This is a genomic window from uncultured Desulfovibrio sp. (genome assembly GCF_944324525.1).
In the GTDB taxonomy this organism is placed as follows: domain Bacteria; phylum Desulfobacterota; class Desulfovibrionia; order Desulfovibrionales; family Desulfovibrionaceae; genus Desulfovibrio.
This window is the reverse complement of record NZ_CALUWS010000055.1, coordinates 1-17,735: the sequence shown is the minus strand read 5'-3', so window position 1 is coordinate 17,735 and position 17,735 is coordinate 1. Positions and strand designations below refer to the sequence as shown.

Sequence of the window (17,735 nt, the reverse complement as noted above, 5' to 3'; positions counted from 1 at the left end):
ATACGACATGCGATAGAAACGCCTTCCACCCCCCGGACAAGGGGAGTACGGGGGTCGTAGGGGGTGTAGAGGGGCATGCCCCTCTCACCCCCTGCCCCTCGCCGGGAGGCGACCACGCATCAATGCTGGGCAACAGCCGCAAGCCAGCGGCGGAAATAAGAAAGAAAAAATGCCGCCGCGCAGGCGACCACGCCCAGATGCCGGGCCGAAGCCGCAAGCCAGCGACCGGAAAGAAAAGGAAAAAAGAAAAAAGAAAAACGCTCCGTTGGGAGCGTTTTGTGGGTGGTATCAGCCTTTGGGGGGCATGTTGATGGGCAACCCCGGCTGTACGGGCGGCTTGCCCGGCAGGCCGGGCTGTCCCGGCGCCCCCTGACCGGAGGCGGCGAGGTCGCGGAGTTTCTGCATGCAGCCCTCGAGGAATTCGGGCTCGGCCACATCCTGCCGCAGAAAGGCATTGATGGCCGGCATCTTGGCGATGGCCTCGTCGATCTCTGGGTTGCTGCCGCGGGCATAGGCCCCGATATTGATCATGTCCTCCACGCGACGGTAGGTACTCATATGGCGCGTCACCACGCGTCCGGCGAGCACGTCCTCGCGGGTGCAGATATCCGAGCGCAGACGGCTGATGGAACGCAGCACGTCGATGGCCGGGAAATGTCCCTGGTCGGCCAGCTCGCGCGTGAGCACGATATGGCCGTCGAGGATGGAACGCACGGCGTCGGCGATGGGCTCGTTGAAGTCGTCGCCGTCCACCAGAACGGTGTAAATGCCGGTGATGGTGCCGGTGGACGAACGCCCGGCGCGTTCGAGCAGCTTGGGCAGCTGGGCGAAGACCGTAGGCGTGTAGCCCTTGGTGGTCGGCGGCTCGCCCACGGCAAGCCCCACTTCGCGCGCGGCCATGGCAAAGCGCGTCACGGAGTCCATCATGAGCAGGACGTCCATCCCCTTGTCACGGAAATATTCGGCCACAGCGGTGGCGGAATAGGCCGCGCGCATACGCACCAGCGGCGACTGATCGGACGTGGCGATGACCAGCACGGAACGGGCCATGCCCTCGGGGCCGAGGTCGCGCTCCATGAATTCCAGCACTTCGCGGCCACGTTCGCCGATAAGGGCGATGACGTTGACGTCAGCTTTCGTGTAACGGGCCATCATGCCCATGAGGGTGGACTTGCCCACGCCGGAACCGGCCATGATGCCCACGCGCTGCCCCTTGCCCAGGGTGATGAGACTGTTGATGGCCCGCACGCCCACATCCAGGATGTCGGTGATGCGGGGACGCATGAGAGGGCTTGGCGGATCGGCGTAGATGGGCACGAGCTCGGCCTGCCACTTGGTACGCGCCTCCTTGAGCCAGGCGGGCTTGAAGGAAGCCTGCGCGGCCATCTGGGCGTCAAAATCGGCCTTGCCGTGATCGGCGTTGCCGAGGGGCGAATCACAAAGCTCGGTGCTGACCGGCGGCCCGGAGTCCAGCGGCGTGCCGAAGGCGTCAAAGGCACGGCCCAGCGAATCCGGGCCCACGGGAAAGACAGGCGGCAGGCTGGTATTGCGGATACGGCTGCCGGGGCGGATGCCGCGCATGTCGCCGTAAGGCATGAACAGCAGGTTGCCCTCACGGAAGCCGACCACTTCGGCGGCGATGCCGTGGGCGTCGTCATCGGGCAGCATGTGGCAGACAGCGCCCAGCGGCGCGCGCAGGCCGCTGCCTTCGGCCACGAGGCCGACCACCTTGGTCACCTTGCCGTAGGAACGGACAGGATTGCTGGCCCGCAGCAGACGGCTGCAGGCCTGGGGATCAAGCAGCATGGCGGGCTACCCCTTCTTCTCGTCTTCCGGCGCAAGGAAGCCCCCCTGCAACAGGGCTTCATCCATATCATCTTCCAGCGGGAAAAGCTCCTCTTCCAGCTCCTCAAGCGTGGGATCCGCCTTCTTGCTGCGGGCGACCGTGGGCGGGGGCGTGGGCCGCCTGCCGTCATCGTCGCCCAGCGGCGGCAAATACGCTTCGGGGATGACGTCCCCCTGCCCCGCCGCCACGTCCATGCCGTCGGGTTCGGGCAGGAGGGGGTCTTCATCAAAATTGTCGGGAAGACTGTCGATCTCCAGATCATTGGGCAGGAGATCCTCTTCATCGTCTTCCACAGGGGCCGGCAGGTTCTCGTCCTCCGTGGCGGGCGGCAAGGTCTCCTCCGCCATGTCCGCGGGCGCTTCGCCGTCTTCGCCGGGAGCCTGCGCGGCCACATCGCCGGCAACGGGCTCGACCTCCGCCGCGGCGTCAGCATCGGCCGGGGCTTCCTCCTCGGCGGCCGCATCGGCGGCGGGGGGCAGTTCGGCTTCCGCCGCCTTCACCGGCTCGGGGCCGAGCCGGCCGGCGCGCTCCAGCAGCATGTCCAGAAGCCGCGCTTCCTTCTCGTCGTTGGCACGGTCTTCATCCGTGGTCGGCAGGCCGAGGTGCACCAGGATGTTTTCCACCAGTTCCCGGAAGTGCTCCCGGCGGCAGTCCACGCTGCCGCTGCAGCTCTCGGCCACAAAGCCGCCGGGCTCCATCTTGTCGTCGGTATTGACGATCCACTGCTGGAGCTCGGGCACGCGTTCGCGCGCCGCGGCAAACATATCGGTGACGGCCTCTTCGTCTTCGGGGTGGACGCGCACGGTGATGGTCGTCCTGTTTTCCAGCTGCCGCACGGCGGCCAGCAGGAGCGAACGCAGCACGTCCTCATGCTGGGTGCTGAGCACATAGCCGGTGCCCGCGCTGACGGCGGCCTTGGTGAGCTCCACCAGGGACTCGCGCCATTGCCGGCAGATGTCGTGCGTCTGCGCCTGGACGGACTGCATCATCCAGCCGACGTACTGCGCCAGCTCGAAGCGGATCTGCTGGAGATCCCCGGCCACCTGATCCATGCCGGCCTTGTAGCCCTCTTCATGAGCTGAGGCGCGGATGCGCTCGGCTTCAGCCAGTTCCTTGCTGGTCTTGCCGCGCTCCTGCTGCATGGTCTCGTAACCGTCACGCGTGGACTGCCGGATGCTTTCGGCCTCGGAGATGATGCGCTGATAATGCTCCTGCGCTTCCCGCTTGGCTTCCTCCAGCACGCGCTGGCGCTCGGCATAGGCTTCGCCAAGGATCTGACGGGCACGCTCCACGGCACGCGCCTTGACGCGCTCCAGGTAGTCTTCCTGGTTCTGCTGCCGCTCCTGTTCCCTGAGGATAGGCTCCTGCATGGCTTCCAGCTGCGCCATCGAAGCCTCGCGATCGCCCATGAAGATGGTGCCCCATTTCTTTCGCAGATCCATAGACATGTCCCGTTCTCCGCCCTGCCGTCTTCAGCCGCTAGACAAAGATGTCCCCGCCGCCGCGGCTGACCACAAGCTTGTTCTCGGCCTCCAGCCGGCGCACGATCTTGACGATGTTCTGCTGTGCGGCTTCCACGTCCGACAGCTTGGTCGGCCCCATGTACTCCAGTTCTTCGCGGATCATGTTGCCCGCACGTTCGGACATGTTGCGGAAGAACTTTTCCTTGAGCTCGTCGCTGGCCCCACGCAGGGCAAGGGTGAGGTCTTCGTTGGAAATTTCCTTGAGCATCTCGCGCACGCCGCGGTCGTCGATATTCTTGCAGTCCTCGAACACGAACATGAGGTTGCGGATATCTTCGGCCATCTGGGCGGAGTCTTCTTCGATCTCGGAGAGGACTTCCTCTTCGGTGGCACGGTCCACGGCGTTGAGGATCTCGGCCACGGACTGCACGCCGCCCACCTTCTTGCCTTCCTTGCCGCCCATGGCGATGAGCTGGCTGGTGACCACCTTGTCCACTTCCAGGAGCATGTCTTCCGGCACGGTCTCCAGGCGGGCCAGGCGCATGAGCACTTCGGCGCGCACGCCGGCGGGCAGGCTCGTCAAAAGATTGGCGGCCTGATCGGGGTTGAGGTGGCCCATGATGAGGGCAAGGGTCTGCGGGTGTTCGTTACGCAGAATCTGCGAGAGCAGACGCGGGCTGACCTGTTCCAGCTCGCGGAAGGGCGCCGGGCCGGTATCGAGGTTCAGGGCGTCCATGATGTACTTGGCGGTCTCGGGGTCAAGGTTCTTGACCAGCAGGCGCTTCAAGATGTCGCTGCCGCCGGAAATCATGTCCACGCCTTCCACGAGGGACTCGTGGAACTCGCGCAGCACTTCCTCCACGGTTTCCTTGGGCACGGAGGGCAGCTCCACGATGGCCTTGGAAATGTTGGCGATCTCCTGCCGCTCCATCCGCTTGAAAACATCCGCCGTGAACTTGTCGCCCATGGCGAGCAGCAATACGGCTATGCGCTGTTGACCTGTCAGAACCATCCCGGACGTCTCCTTGGAACAAATTCAGCCTGAATCTGATAATGTACTTATACGCCGCTGTCTACCCCGCCGGAGCGGCGGACGGAGGCCCGGCCTCCCTCTCATGCAGCGGATGACGGGGTTTTCCGTCCATTTTGCGCTGTCTAGCGTTTTTTTGAGGTGTCGCTATCGGCGGCGTCCATCCAGCGTTTGATGATTCGGATGGCCTGATCCATGTGCTGTTCCGTCATGCGAAACAGCCGTAACCGCAATTCCTCCACGCGCCGGTTGGTCTCCTTCTGCGCGTGGCGGTAAGCCCGCAATTCCGCCAGCGAGGGCACATGGCCCTCACTGGCGGCAGGCTGCACATTAGGCTGCTTTGGCTTCATTCTTCATCCACCCGCGCACAAGGGTCACCACCTGTTCCATATGCTGGTCAGACAGGGAGAAAATGTGCGCCTTGAGAGCTTCGATATCCTTGAATACCAGTTCGTCGTCCTCTTCGCCGGCTTCCAGGGCTTTTTCCTCGCCCTTGGCGGCCTCTTCCAGAGCTTCATAGAGGGCAAGCTGTTCTTCGGCGGCGGGCAGGCCTTCCAGACCTTCCACCATCTCGCCGGCTTCGACCTTCGGACGGATGAGGGCCAGCACCACGGGCCGCACCACCAGCATCAGGAAGAGGAAGGCCAGCAGGGCATTGAGCAGCGGCTTGCCCAGACGCTCGGCGTAGTCGGACAGCAGGTCGCCGAAGTTGGGTTCCGCCGGCGGCTCGGAGCCGGAGAAGGGAATGGAGCTCACTTCCAGAGAGTCGCCGCGGGCGCTGTCCAGGCCGACGGCATTGGACACCAGCTGACGGACCTGCGCCAGTTCTTCGGCCGTACGCGGGATGAAGGACCACGCGCCGTCCACCTTCTGATAGGTGCCGTCGATGATGACCGCCACGGTCAGGCGGCGCAGGTCGCCCACGTTGGACACGATCTGCTGTTCTTCCTTGTTGATCTCGTAGTTCGTGGTGCGGGTCTCGCGGCTGCCGTTCTGGTTGGACACGGAACCGGTGATGCCGTCCCCGCGGAAGTTGGTGTCCGGCGCGCCGGCTTCCAGGTTGGCCTGGCCCTGCTGGGCTTCTTCGCTGCGCTGCTCGCTGCGGACGGCCGTCTTTTCCGGATCATAAAGTTCGCGGCGGATGGTCTTCTGGCTGAAGTCCATGTCGGCATTGACCTTGGCGATGACGCGGCCGGGGCCGAAGAGCGGCTGCAACATTTCCTCGATGCGGCGCTCAAGGTTGCGCTGCACCTGCAGACGATGCTCCATCTGCGTGCTGGACGCGCCGGCGAGGCTGTCTTCTTCGGGCTGATAGAGCACCTTGCCGCCGTTGTCCGTGATGGACACGTGCTGCTTGTCGAGGCCTTCCACGGACATGACCATCATGTTGAGGATGGCGGTGATCTCCTTCTGGTCCGGCTTGGCGTTGGGGTTGTTCAGCTTGAGCACCACCGAGGCCGAAGGCTCTTCACGCTCTTCCACGAACAGGCTGCGCTTGGGGATGACCAGGTGCACGCGGGCGCTCTCCACGCTGGGGAACTCGCTGATGGTGCGGGCCAGTTCGCCCTGCAGCGCGCGGGCATAATTGATCTTCTGCACAAAGTCCGTCTGACCGACCTTGACCTTGTCGAAGATCTCGAAGCCTATGCCCTGCCCCACCAGTCCGCCTTCGCCGGCGATCTTGATGCGCTGGTCATAGACCACTTCCTGCGGCACCATGATGGTGGTGCCGTTGTCGGCAAGTTTGTACGGGATCTTGTCCGTCTGCAGCATCTTGACGACGCGGTTGGCATCCTCGCCGCTCAGATTGGAGTACAGGACGCGGTAGTCAGGACGCGTGGCATAAATGGACAGACCAATGATGGCCGCCAGCAGCATCACGGCGCCGCCGGCGGAAAGCACGCGCTGGGCGGTGCTCATGCTGGACCACGAGTCTCTGAAACGATTCACGGCATTGTTAAGGGGGGCTGGCATCGGCATAACGAACTTCCTTACTCCTACGTTAGGCGGTCGCGGACCGCAGACGCCCCCTTTATGCAATTCACGTGCCGTTATCACAACATACTATAATCATTAAAATATTTTTTTACCCTTTGGCTATCCCGCTGTCAGCGTTCATATTTTGACGCCCTGTCCCCTCCCCTCTCCGGCGGGAGCGAACGGTTTTCCGTCGCGATCCGGCGGGGCTGGTCTGCGTCAGTTCCCTGACCTGAAGCAGGTGAGGCGAGGGCTACCTTGCGTGTACCATGCTCCCCGACGGGAACATCCGTCCGGCAGGACGGCGGCCCGGAGATCGGGAGGGCGGCTCGCTGCGGCGGAAAGCGTCGGAACGGCAAGCCGTCTGCATCACTGTGGAGAAACACTAGCCCCTTATCATCTTTATAAACATTTTAAACTTGTATCTAGTTATTTTTTTAAAAATTTCCAAATTGCTTTAGCAACACCATGCATAATTGGAATTCTCTTTATGATATTTCTTATGTCATATTTCTCAAGATCTTCCAACCTATTTCTATACTCATATACCCCTCGATACAATCCTTCAATATTATTACAGAAGAAATCAAAATTATCCCGAAAAATGGCAGCATATGTCTCAACCATTTTATTCTCGTCATTATTAAATATCGTTGATCTACTGGTATCTTGTATCCTATAGTTAAAAAGAATCTTATTTATTCTATATACTTCTCGACCTAAACTAAGAATACGCAGCCAAAAAGCATAGTCTTCCATCCCAAGGCGTGTATACGCTGGAAATCCACCAACTAGACACCAATCAGACTTCCTAAAAAAAGCAGAAACAAAAATCACATTATCAAAGGCCATTCTCTGGCTCGTATACTCAGGCAATTTCCACTCCCCTGTTTCTTTACCAAATTTTTGGGCACGACAATATACAATCCCTAGATTAGGATTACACTCAAACAGAGGGACTGCTTCTGCCATATAGTATGGCGATATTGTATCGTCGGCATCAAGAGGAAGTATAAATTCTCCCCGCGCCTGTGAGATTCCCATATTACGAGCATGGGCAGGGCCTCGATTATCCTGTCGAATCAATCTTATTTTTTCACTCTCAAGTTGATTTAGAATATTTATTGTTTCTTTATCTGTTGATCCGTCATCAACAACAACTATCTCCCAGCCTGAAAAAGTTTGTTCTTTTACAGAATATATTGCATCAAATATAACATTTCCACAGTTGTAACATGGGATAATGACACTAACCTTACACATTTCAAAAACCTCTTTCACAGCTTGATGCCGGTAAAAAATGCAGCACCATTTAATCTGTTGCTGCCAACGGCACATTTAACTTACCAGGCGAGATGCGCCCCCAAACGTAGCCTGCCTTGCAGCAGCTGAATAGAAATGCGCGTTCGATAGCATGGGCCAACGTTCTGTCTCTCCGCTTGGGATTGGTATCGCCGAAATCCGCAAAGCCAAGCCGCAGGTCGAGCAGGGGCTGCAGAGCCGCGCTGCGTGCCCAGAACATGGACCCTACAGGAAAGTCGAAAGCTTCCTTTGGGGGAAGCCGTATGCCCATCTTCTGGAGCAGCGGCAGGAGGATCCCGGCATTTTCTCCCATCCCGACGGGATAATACGGCAGGCTGGGAGGAACGAGCATGCCCAGCTCCGGGCTGTCCGCAAAGAGCCTGAGGATCTGCCGGACATGCCGTCCGTCCCCCAGAAGCGAACCATAAAGCAACCCCCGCCAGTACGCCGAGCGGTCTTTGACCACATGGGACGATACTTTTGCGTGGACTTTGCATATGAGGTCATACTGCGGGATGATATCGCCAAAGCCTGCCAGAAAGGGAGCGATGTCCCAGCCCTTGTTGGGACAGATCCTGACCTCTGCCCGGGAAAAATGCATGGCTCCCAGCTGCTGCTGGATGAGCTTACGCTTTTCCCCGGTATCCGTCGATATGTAGATATGGGTCGTGGAAGGCAGGTTGCGCAGATATTCCTGCAGGACAGGGAACACCTCCGGATAGTAGCAATGGACGATGGCGGCGGTCCGCAACGCTTCTTCCCCCGCTTCTTCCTGCGGCAGGCGCAACGGCCTGTAGCGGGCAAAGACGCTGGGCGGCCATGCCGCACTGCGTTGCCCGGGGCAGAGGACGGAGGAAGTATCCAGACCGATCCGGTGAAAATAGTCGTTGATGAGCCGGGCAGGATAGTTGTACTTCTCCATTTCATCTTGCCAGGCGGGGAGAGCGACCCTACGGCCTTCCTCCATGAAGAAGTCGCGCTTTACCAGCGGAATGCCGTCACGAAGGCATTTTTTCCATCTGAAAAGAGGATCAATGATCTTTGGAGCGAGCAGCGTATAGGGGCGGTAGCAGCCCGCGCGCAGTCCATGCAGTTCAAGCCAGAGCGAAAATCTGACTTCATAACCGGAAGCGATGTGCCGCGAGTCATTTGCCGCAACAGCCGCCATGAATCGCTTGAAGGCCGGATGCCGCAGCGTCCTTTCCCTGAGCACGAGGTGAAAGCTCTGCATATGGGGCATGACTTCATGCCCCAGAAATCGCACGAAATGGACGCCATTTTCTGGTATGCCGGGGCATAGGAGCCCACCGGCGCAAATACCCTGTCATGGCATAGCGTGATTTCCCTGGCCTCATACAATGAAGGAAAGGCCTCAAAGGCGGCTTTCCAGCTGGTGAAATCATCCCCCGCGCAGGTGCGGCAGACGATGGCGGCAAAACGCTCCACTTCTTGCGGCAGTGTCGCCAGCGGAGCCGCGGAACAGAGGACGATTTTTTTCCCCAGCTGCCTGAGCTGCTCCGCCATATGCAGGACATAGGGATCGACGATATTTTCAGGATCCCCATGAGCCAGCAGCACGACGGCTTCCCTGCTGAAATCCTGTTCGCCGCCGTGCTGGATGACATATGCGCCATCCAGCGAACAAGAGCCATCCAGACAGTCGCCAACAAGGCTGAGCGCCTTGCGGCGGGCCTGGGAGGGAGAAAGGGAAAGTCTGCGTAAAAGCGATATGCGCCGGGGGAGGGGGGCGGGCAGATTCATGCGTGAAAATATTTTATTTTCACAAAAAGAGCGCGTTTTATAGAAGGTACCTTCCACACCTCCATCTTTAAGCTCTGCAAAAAATTTTTCTATGTAATACAGAATATTTTTACGCATTTCAAAAAGTTCCCTTCGCTGTTTACCGCCATATGGACGTCATGACTGTTCGTGTGGCAGACGGAACGGTACGGCAGGCAGCTTTTTAACAACTTTCTCCACGCGCTACAATACATCCAAAGGGGGAGGACGGAGCCCCTGCACTTGCCGGGATGCCAGAGCGGAGACGGCTGCCCCGTGCCTTCCAATAGAGCATTTCCCGTTTGAAACGCTGCGCGTTCCAAAGCATACGGCCTGGCGTTTGCGAAAAAATGCGGTTTTTCCGCTCACTTTGGGCCGGGCGGCCCCGACTTTGTCGCTGTGCCGCCGCCTCGCATTTTGCCTTTTTCAAAGGCAGAATGCCCTAGGCCCGCCATTGTCCGGCGACGGGCAGAAAACTCCCGCCCCGTACAGCCAGCTTCCCCCGGCTGGCGGATCAAGAAAGCCTGCCGTCAGGCTCACAGCATGCCCGGGGACGGCAAGGCCGCGCTCCCCTCTTCCGCACGACGTGTTCGAGAGGTCAAGACGTCAGCTTTATGTCCATGCGAAAAGGGCCGCAAACGGCCTTTTTGCACCACGAGCGCCGGGAAGCATGTCCCGGCGGCCTTCGCTCCGACAGACCGGCCAGACGCGCGGCGGCTGCCGGCAGCTTGTTGCGCGCTCCGCATCAGGAGCCGGAGAAGGCGCGTTCCGCGGCGTCCTCAAGCTGACCGGCGGTATAGACATCCCGCAGGACGACGGGATTCCGCGCCCCCTCCCCTGCCGGGAAGAGCGCCGTCAGCGGAATGCTGCGGCTGCCCAGCGCATCCAGCAGGCGCATGGCGAAAGCGTCGGGATCGGTCAGGTCGACGCGCACGAGTTCCATGCCGTAGCGGGCGCGCAGGCTGCGCAGGCGTTCGTCGGTGAGGACGGTAGCCTCAAGGAATTTGCAGTTGGGGCAGTAATCCGCCGTGAATTCCAGCAGCAGCGGCTTTTTGCCCAGTTCCGCCACGAAAGCCTCGGAGGAGAACTCCCGCCAGTGCGGCAGCGGGGATACGGGACGCAGCACCCAGACCACGCCGCCGATGAGGATGCCCAGGCAGAGCATGCCCACCAGCCGCCGCCGCAGGACCGGGGCCGCCGGGCCGCAGAACTGCCCCCAGAGCCAGGCCCCCAGCGAGACCAGCAGCAGGACCATGAGCACTTGCATGTGCTTGGCCACCGGCAGGATGGAGAGGAGATAGAGCGCCGTGCCCAGCAGGCAGAAGCCGAGGAAGCGCTCGAAGACCTTCATCCACGCGCCGGGTCGCGGCAGGACGCGCGCGAACTGCGGCCAGATGCTGAAGACGATGTAGGGCAGCGCCATGCCCACGCCCACGGCCCAGAAGATGACGACCAGCACCACCAGCGACTGGGTGAAGGCCCAGCCCAGCACGCCGCCCAGCATGGGGCCGCTGCACGGCGTGGCCAGAAAGGTGGAGACCAGCCCTGTCAAATAGGATTGCAGGCGGGGATTGCGGCTGTCCGTTCCGGCCTTGAGGTCGATGACGGGCAGCGTGAACACGCCCAGCATGGAAAGCCCCATGAGGAAGACCAGCACCAGCAGCACGAGCAGGATGCTCTCATGCTGGTAGAGCTGCCCCCACATCATGTCCGCCGCGCCGAACAGCAATCCCAGCGCCGTAAACAGGGTCAGCACCCCGGCGGAAAAGAACAGGTTGTGCTCCCGGAAGCGGCGCAGGCCTTCCTTGTCCGCCGTGCCGCCCATGAGCAGCAAGCCGCTGACCTTGAAGGTCAGCACCGGCAGCACGCAGGGCATGGCATTAAGCAGCAGGCCGGCCAGCAGGCCCACCAGCACCGCCATGCCGAAACCGGAGATCTCGAAGGCTTCGGCTTCATAACGCGGCTCCAGCGCAAAGTCGAAGTCCGCCGGGGCCGGCAAGGCTTCCTTCTGACGGCTGCGGCCGAGAAAGGCCTCCACCGATTTCGCCATGGAGTCGCCCCCGCCGGAGGAAAACCGCGTCCCGCCCTCGTAGGCGGCGCCGGCTTCCACAGGCTGTTGCCGGGAAAGCTCCCGCCACTGCCCGTACCAGGACTGTTGCGCGGCCTCCGGCCACGGCGACGCGGGCAGTTCGCCGCGCAGTTCCTGATCGACAGGCAGACAATGACGCGAGGAACACAGCAACAGGCTGATGTTCAGCGAATAGGAAAGCTGGCCCGCAGCCGGGGCATCGCCCTGCCGGGCCTGTCCCGCGCCGCCGGGCAGGGGCACGCTGCCGCCCGACCGGGACGCGCCGTCCGACAGGGACACGGCCGCCCCGGACGGAAGGCCCGCGCCCGGCTCCGCCGCCTCGCCGGAACGGGCGTCCTCCCCGTCCGGGAGTTCCGCAAAGAGCCGCACCGTATCTTCATAGACGAAGACGGTGGCGTCGGGATCATAGATATCGCGCTGCATGGCCCCGTCAGGATACCAGACCGGGAGCGGCCTGCCGCCGTTGACCGACAGCCGCAGGGTGGTGGGACGGCCCGCGTCCCCCGCCCTGTGCGCATAGGCATGGTAGCCGGACGGAACGCTCAGGCTCACGACAAGCAAACGTCTGCCGTTATCCTGCGCCGCCTCCACCCGCACGCCGACATCCTGCGCGAGGACGGGCGCGCTGCCGGCAGCGGTCAGCCCCAGCAGCAAAAAGACAAGCAGGAACGACGCCAGCCGCGCCTGCCGGAAAAACAAGCTTTTCTTCATATTTTTTTCAGGGATACGCTCCCTCTCCCCTCTCTGTCCCGGGCGCATCGCGGCGATCTCCGCGCTCCCTGTCCTCCCGCCGGCCGCCGCCATCCGGCATGCCGCGCGGCAGGGAATTGCGCCATCTTCCAGACGTTGCCCCTCCCTACCACAAAAAAAAAATTTTTTCCTCACCAAAAAAAGCGTTGACAAGCAGAGCCTCGACGCGTAGAAGACAACTCACGCACAGCGGGTCATTAGCTCAATTGGTAGAGCAGCTGACTCTTAATCAGTTGGTTCGGGGTTCGAGTCCCTGATGGCCCACCAGAGAAAAACAGCCCTTGCGGTATCCCCGCGAGGGCTTTTTTTCATGCAGACCTGCGGAGGCGATATGCCCGCCCGGCGGAACGGCCTCTGCCGCAACACGGCCCCTCTGTTTAGGGCATTTTCCGTTTGACACACTTTGCGTTTCAAACGGGAAATGCTCTATGGGGCGCAGGCGGCAAGGAAGTGGAAAGTTTCGCCCACGGCCTGCAGGAGCTGTTCCCGTATCTCGCGTGCCGATGCCGCCAGATCCACCGCGGCAAAGCGAAGTTCGTGCCCCTGGATGACGACGGCTCCCTGTCTCCGCTCCCCCACTGACGGATAGAGGAGCACCCCGGTGGCGGTATCGGCAAGCGTTTCCTCCCCTCCCTCCTGAGAGCGCAAGTAGACGTACATCTGATAAATATGGCTGCTGCGCAGCGTCTTTTCCCGATAATGGCCGTCCTCCAACATGACCGTGAACTTGGTATCGACCACGATACGCCTCCCCTTGCCTCGATGCGTCAGGATGATGTCGGCACGCATACCGGGAAATATCTCGTTCATCCCCTCGCAGAGGTCCGACCGCTGCTGCCATTCCAGCGGCTTATTGGGATCGATCCGCCAGCCGTCAGGGGAAAGCGCCACATCATAAAATCCCGCCACGCCCGTTTCAAACAGCTTTCGTAGCCAGTGCATATTCTCCCTGTCCGGGCGGGAAAGGAGGACATCTCCCGCCGATTCCGACGGCAGGGCAAAGTCGAAGATCAGGCGCGCCGCCGCAAGCATGGCGCCATCTTCCGCGTCATGCCGGCCGATACGCTCACGGGATACCTCCTGACGTGTCGGGCGTTCCCCGCGTACGCCCATGTGCCGCAACGCGCGGCCCAGTGAACGGCAGCGACACGCCAGCTCTTCCCTGCGGACAAGCCCGGCGGCTTTTTCCAAAGCTGCCAGCACAAAACGGTTGCGCACCGTGTCCACGGTCAGCTCGTCATAGCGGCAGGCCACCTTGCCGCGCTCCAACAGATGCTTTCGCTCCGTCCGCAGCAGATCGACGCGTCCCCGCAGACGGCACAGCACCTCTTCGCGATGCCGATAGCCCGGACGCAGACTGTGCCGGATGCGCTTTTCCACACGGCGGCACAGCAGTTCCGCCAATATGTCCGGGAGCTCATCGGGCATGTCCTCCACTGCCACATGGGCGCTGTCGAGTTCCCGGAACAGCGGCGAGGCGTAGAGCATGAGCAGCCAGAGATTGCGTACAGGAATGGCGCCGATTTTCTCGCATTCGCCAGGGATGACCTCCCGTCTGCCCGAGGACTGCATATCAATATCCTTTCAACAGCAATTTTTTGGCCTCGTCGGCCTTGTCCGGCGCATCGAACCAATATTCGTCAAGCAACGAACCGATCTCCGTTGCCACGATTTGACGAAACCACTCCCCGACATTTTCGATCTTGCTGTCGGCAGGTGGCGTGACATAACTGTGCCCCACCCGGTATTGCGGCCCAAGGCCAGCCTCAAGGGCTATCTTGTCATTCAGCGTCTTAAGATTTTGACCTATCCTATCGAGTTCATCCTTCGGCACGCCGCAATGCGCATGGACCCAGTCCCGCCATGCATCCGAAAAGACCGGCTCAAGCTCCATGAAGGCAAAACGGCGGCGCAACGCCAGATCCACCAGCGCAAGGGAACGATCCGCGATGTTCATGGTCCCGATGATGTAGAGATTCGGAGGAAGGTAGACACGCTCACCGTCCGTGCGGCGGTACGCAAGCTCCAGCGCCGCATCGGGCGTCCGCTTGTCCGCTTCCAGCAGGGTCAGCATCTCCCCGAATATCTGGGCCGGATTGCCGCGGTTGATCTCTTCGATCAGGACGACATGCACCTTGTCGGGGGACTTCCCGGCCATGTCCGCCATCTCGAGGAACGGCCCGTCACACAATGTGAGCCTGCCCTCGCCCGCCGGACGCCAGCCGCGGATAAAATCCTCGTAGGAAAGGTTCGGATGAAACTGTACGGCACGCAGGCGGTCGGCGTCGCGCTCTCCCATCAGAGCATAGGCCAGCCGCCGGGCCAGCCAGGTTTTCCCCGTGCCGGGAGGCCCCTGCAAGATCAGGTTTTTCTTGTCGCGCCAGCGGGCAAGCATCATCTCCAGTTTTTCCCGCGGAACAAAGCACCCCTCCTTCAGGATGCGCTCCACGTCATAGCTGCCGGACGCATCAGCCGCCGGCATGGCGGAGACGGCAGGCTGCGTATCCGGAACTACCGGGGCCGCTTTCTGAGTGGGGATCGCCTGCGCCCCGTCATAAGCGGCAAATGACAAGGCCGGAAAGGAATTGATGGAGGAGTCCGGTTTATGGAATTGCTCCGCAAGCTTGTTCCGCACTTCCAAATATTTTTCCGCGTTGCAGCACCCCGAGGAGGGATATTCTATGTGGATGCCACAGTATTTTTCGATATAGTCCCGGGACGAACTATCCAGGGGCGGAAAGAACCAGGGGCGCGTCCAGTACAGCCCGATGCTGAGGTTCCACTTGACATAGGGCCGGGAGATCGCCTCATCATAGGCAGCGCAAAAGTCCGCCCTCGCCGCTTCCTCGCCGGAGTCGGCAAGGGCGATGGCCTTGGCGAACACGTCCCACAGCACGTCTATGTCGTCCTCCCCGCGCTCCCTGCTGTAGGCAAAAAACCACGACCTCTGATTATTGAGAAGAGGAATCCCGTCGAAATTATGCGGGACCTCCTCGGAAACGCCCAGTAGCCGGGCAAGCCGTCCCGCCAGAAGACGCCGATTAGCCGATGTTATGCCTCGATTGAAAATACCGATCGTCGTGAAGGGACAAATGTCCCGCAAGGGGACGGACGTCCCATCCGCCAGCTTGTCCTGCAGGATGGAAAGGCAATCGACATCAGATGCGATCGCGTGGATGCCCTCGATCAGTTCCCCGCGCCTTTTCCGAAAAGTCAGGAGCTTGTCGGCTATCGCCGTATAAAACACAGTCCAAGCGAACTCTTCCTCTGCTCCGGCTGTCTGTTCCACGTTCCCCGGCCGGGAGGCGGCCATGTCCTGCTTGTGAAGTTCCATACAGTTCCCCCTTTCGCTCTCCGGCCGCACAACGGATTTTCGTTCGCCTCGCCGGGCAGAATGTCTCTTCAAAAAGCCCGCGCTCACTCCTCTACACCAGCGGCTCGTCCGCCACGGGCAAGCTCGCGCACAGGCGGGCGCGGGCCTCTTCCGGCAGGTCGTCCACCTCTACCGGCGTGAAGCGCCGCACCTCCCGGCCGTCCGGCAGGCGGGCCATGCCCAGGAATTCCGCCCTCGGTCGCGAAAAGAGCGCGTGCTCCGACGGATAGAGCGTCCGATAAATGACGATGGGCGAATCGTCGCGGGTATCCAGTCCCTCGCCCACCACCTGATAATATTTTCCCTTGAAATGCCGGTAAAAGGCCACCATACGACCTCCTATCCTCAACGGAAGCGGAAAAAATATATGATGCTGCCCAGCAGCACCCCGACAACCAGCAACTGAAAGCTTAGATACGCTATAAGCCTCACCTTGCCGCAGTCCCGGCATCCGCTGAGGGGCCGCCGGGGCAGCACGTCGCCTATGCTCCGCCACAGGCGCACGCAGACCAGCACGGCTATCCCCAATTGCAGCGCCTGGATGCCCAGACGAAGCGCATACATATCCAGATGCAGCAGGGCGTCGACCACGCGGCCCAAGCCGCCGCCGGCCAGCCTGATCTCCGGCCAAAAGGACTGCGACAGAGGAATGGCGAGGCCGCACAGCAAGGTCAGCTGGTGAAAACGGGCCTGCTCTTCCTGCCGGGCGTATCCTCGTTGCCGGGCCAGCCACCAGCCCGCCAGCGTCAGCAGCATCGCGATCACAAGCAGCTGGAAGGCCCCTTCCCAGGACATGCTTATGCTCAGGGGGAGGACATAGAAAGGAAGGACATATAAAAGAAGGGCATATGCCGTCAACAACAGACAGGATATGACCCAGGAACCGCCCTTCCCGGCGGGCCAGGTCGCTTGATCAGGCCCGTCGGGCACGGGACGCTTTTTTGCCGGCAGAGCGCCGCCCGATGGCGTCAAGGCGACCTTTTCGCTGCGCCCGCGGATCGTACGGAGGCGTCCGGGCAGCAAGGCGAACGACCGGTACAGCAGATATACGCTCACCGCCGAAAGAAGGAATTGCAGCAGCCGGATGCATTGAGACAGGTTGTACCAAAACACGTCGCGCGCACTGAAGCCACAAACACAATAGCCGCAAATGCAACACGCGATCAGAAAGGCTTCCAGCAGCGTGATGGCGAGGCAGTACAACAGGGACTGTCCCAGCAAGCAGGCGTGCCGCTTCTGGTCGTCCCAGCCCCGCCGCCGGGCCAGACACCAGCCCGTCAGCGTCAGCAGGGCCACGGCCGCCAGCGTCAGCAGAGCCACGGCCACCAGCAGCGGCTTATCCGCCCATTTCAAAGCCGCAAGCATCCACATGGCGGGGATGTACAAAAGCAGGAAGCCCCCCGCCAGCAGCAGGATGGACAGGATACCCGCTCCGTACTTTCCGGTAGGCTGGGCCGCTGTGGGCCGGACCGCTTGTTCTGGACTGTCGGACATATGGCAGGGGCCTCGGTGGGGTGTCGGGTGTCGTCTTTTCTCTTTTTTTCTTTTCTCTTGCTGGCTGGCGGCTACTGCCCGGCGTTGGGGCTTGGTTCCTTCTTTTTCTTTTCTCGCTGGATGACGGATGCTGCCCGGCATCCGGGCGTGGTCGCCTCCCGGCGGGGAGAGGCGTTGTTTCCTTCTTATTTCTTTTCTCGCTGGATGACGGATGCTGCCCGGCATCTGGGCGTGGTCGCCTCCCGGCGGGGAGAGGCGTTGTTTCCTTCTTATTTCTTTTCTCGCTGGATGACGGATGCTGCCCGGCATCCGGGCGTGGTCGCCTCCCGGCGGGGGGCAGGGGGTGAGAGGGGCCGGCCCCTCTACACCCCCTACGACCCCCTACTCCCCTGTCCGCGTGGCGAACGGCGTCACTGTCGCATGACGTGTACCCTGTCCGCCGCTCGCCGCTGGGGGCAAATCGGCGCTCCCGCGCTGCGGGGATCGCCTCCGCGCCCCGGCTCGCTGGCGTTACAAAAATCCTCCCGGCCTGCGCCCTGCCCCACAGGAAGCTTCCCCCTTTCGGATGCAGGTTTCCCCCGGCACAAAGGCTTTCCCCTGCCCTGCGGGGGCTTTTCCTCGGCACGGAGGCT

Annotated in this window: 11 protein-coding genes, 1 tRNA gene and 1 pseudogene; 1 reads left to right on the top strand and 12 read right to left on the bottom strand. The window is 61.2% G+C overall.

The annotated features are described in order from the left end of the window. Positions 1 to 288: 288 nt before the first annotated feature. The 8 genes and pseudogenes from Q0K12_RS11035 to Q0K12_RS11000 all read right to left on the bottom strand — a co-directional run bounded on the left by Q0K12_RS11035 (position 289) and on the right by Q0K12_RS11000 (position 12,197). The gene (locus Q0K12_RS11035; RefSeq protein WP_297262919.1) at positions 289 to 1,806 is read right to left on the bottom strand and encodes a FliI/YscN family ATPase; all 1,518 of its coding nucleotides are present in this window, start codon (positions 1,804 to 1,806) and stop codon (positions 289 to 291) included. 6 nt (positions 1,807 to 1,812) lie between these two features. Beyond that, positions 1,813 to 3,294, bottom strand: a complete 1,482-nt coding sequence (locus Q0K12_RS11030) for a FliH/SctL family protein (RefSeq protein WP_297262917.1) — start codon at positions 3,292 to 3,294, stop codon at positions 1,813 to 1,815. Between the two features lie 31 nt (positions 3,295 to 3,325). Further along, positions 3,326 to 4,321 carry a flagellar motor switch protein FliG gene (gene fliG / locus Q0K12_RS11025; protein ID WP_297262915.1) on the bottom strand — a complete coding sequence of 332 codons (996 nt, stop codon included), beginning with the start codon at positions 4,319 to 4,321 and terminating at the stop codon, positions 3,326 to 3,328. A 143-nt stretch (positions 4,322 to 4,464) separates the two neighbouring features. Continuing rightward, positions 4,465 to 4,689: a flagellar M-ring protein FliF gene (locus Q0K12_RS11020; protein WP_297262913.1), complete on the bottom strand. Its 225-nt coding sequence runs from the start codon at positions 4,687 to 4,689 to the stop codon at positions 4,465 to 4,467. After that, complete coding sequence (fliF, locus tag Q0K12_RS11015) at positions 4,670 to 6,313, bottom strand: flagellar basal-body MS-ring/collar protein FliF (RefSeq protein ID WP_297262921.1); 1,644 nt, start codon at positions 6,311 to 6,313, stop codon at positions 4,670 to 4,672. Before fliF ends, Q0K12_RS11020 begins: the two co-directional genes overlap by 20 nt. Before the next feature lie 432 nt (positions 6,314 to 6,745). Beyond that, entirely contained in the window at positions 6,746 to 7,597 is an 852-nt protein-coding gene (locus Q0K12_RS11010; RefSeq protein ID WP_297262911.1) for a glycosyltransferase, read from the bottom strand. Between the two features lie 31 nt (positions 7,598 to 7,628). Then, a pseudogene (locus Q0K12_RS11005) lies at positions 7,629 to 9,142 on the bottom strand (rhamnan synthesis F family protein). Between the two features lie 1,000 nt (positions 9,143 to 10,142). Continuing rightward, positions 10,143 to 12,197, bottom strand: a complete 2,055-nt coding sequence (locus tag Q0K12_RS11000; protein ID WP_297262910.1) for a cytochrome c biogenesis protein CcdA — start codon at positions 12,195 to 12,197, stop codon at positions 10,143 to 10,145. Positions 12,198 to 12,427: 230 nt separating this feature from the next. Here Q0K12_RS11000 and Q0K12_RS10995 point away from each other — a divergent pair. Next, a tRNA-Lys gene (locus Q0K12_RS10995) sits at positions 12,428 to 12,503 on the top strand. Positions 12,504 to 12,662: 159 nt separating this feature from the next. Here the strand turns inward: Q0K12_RS10995 and mcrC are convergent. The 4 genes from mcrC to Q0K12_RS10975 form a co-directional block, all read right to left on the bottom strand. Next, positions 12,663 to 13,808, bottom strand: coding sequence for a 5-methylcytosine-specific restriction endonuclease system specificity protein McrC (gene mcrC, locus Q0K12_RS10990; protein WP_296304144.1), 1,146 nt, complete (start codon positions 13,806 to 13,808; stop codon positions 12,663 to 12,665). Between the two features lies 1 nt (position 13,809). Continuing rightward, positions 13,810 to 15,570, bottom strand: coding sequence for an AAA family ATPase (locus Q0K12_RS10985; protein ID WP_297262909.1), 1,761 nt, complete (start codon positions 15,568 to 15,570; stop codon positions 13,810 to 13,812). Positions 15,571 to 15,661: 91 nt separating this feature from the next. After that, positions 15,662 to 15,940 (bottom strand): DUF1653 domain-containing protein, encoded by a 279-nt coding sequence (locus tag Q0K12_RS10980; protein WP_297262908.1) that lies wholly within the window; start codon positions 15,938 to 15,940, stop codon positions 15,662 to 15,664. Positions 15,941 to 15,954: 14 nt separating this feature from the next. Beyond that, complete coding sequence (locus Q0K12_RS10975; RefSeq protein WP_297262906.1) at positions 15,955 to 17,328, bottom strand: hypothetical protein; 1,374 nt, start codon at positions 17,326 to 17,328, stop codon at positions 15,955 to 15,957. Positions 17,329 to 17,735: the final 407 nt, after the last annotated feature.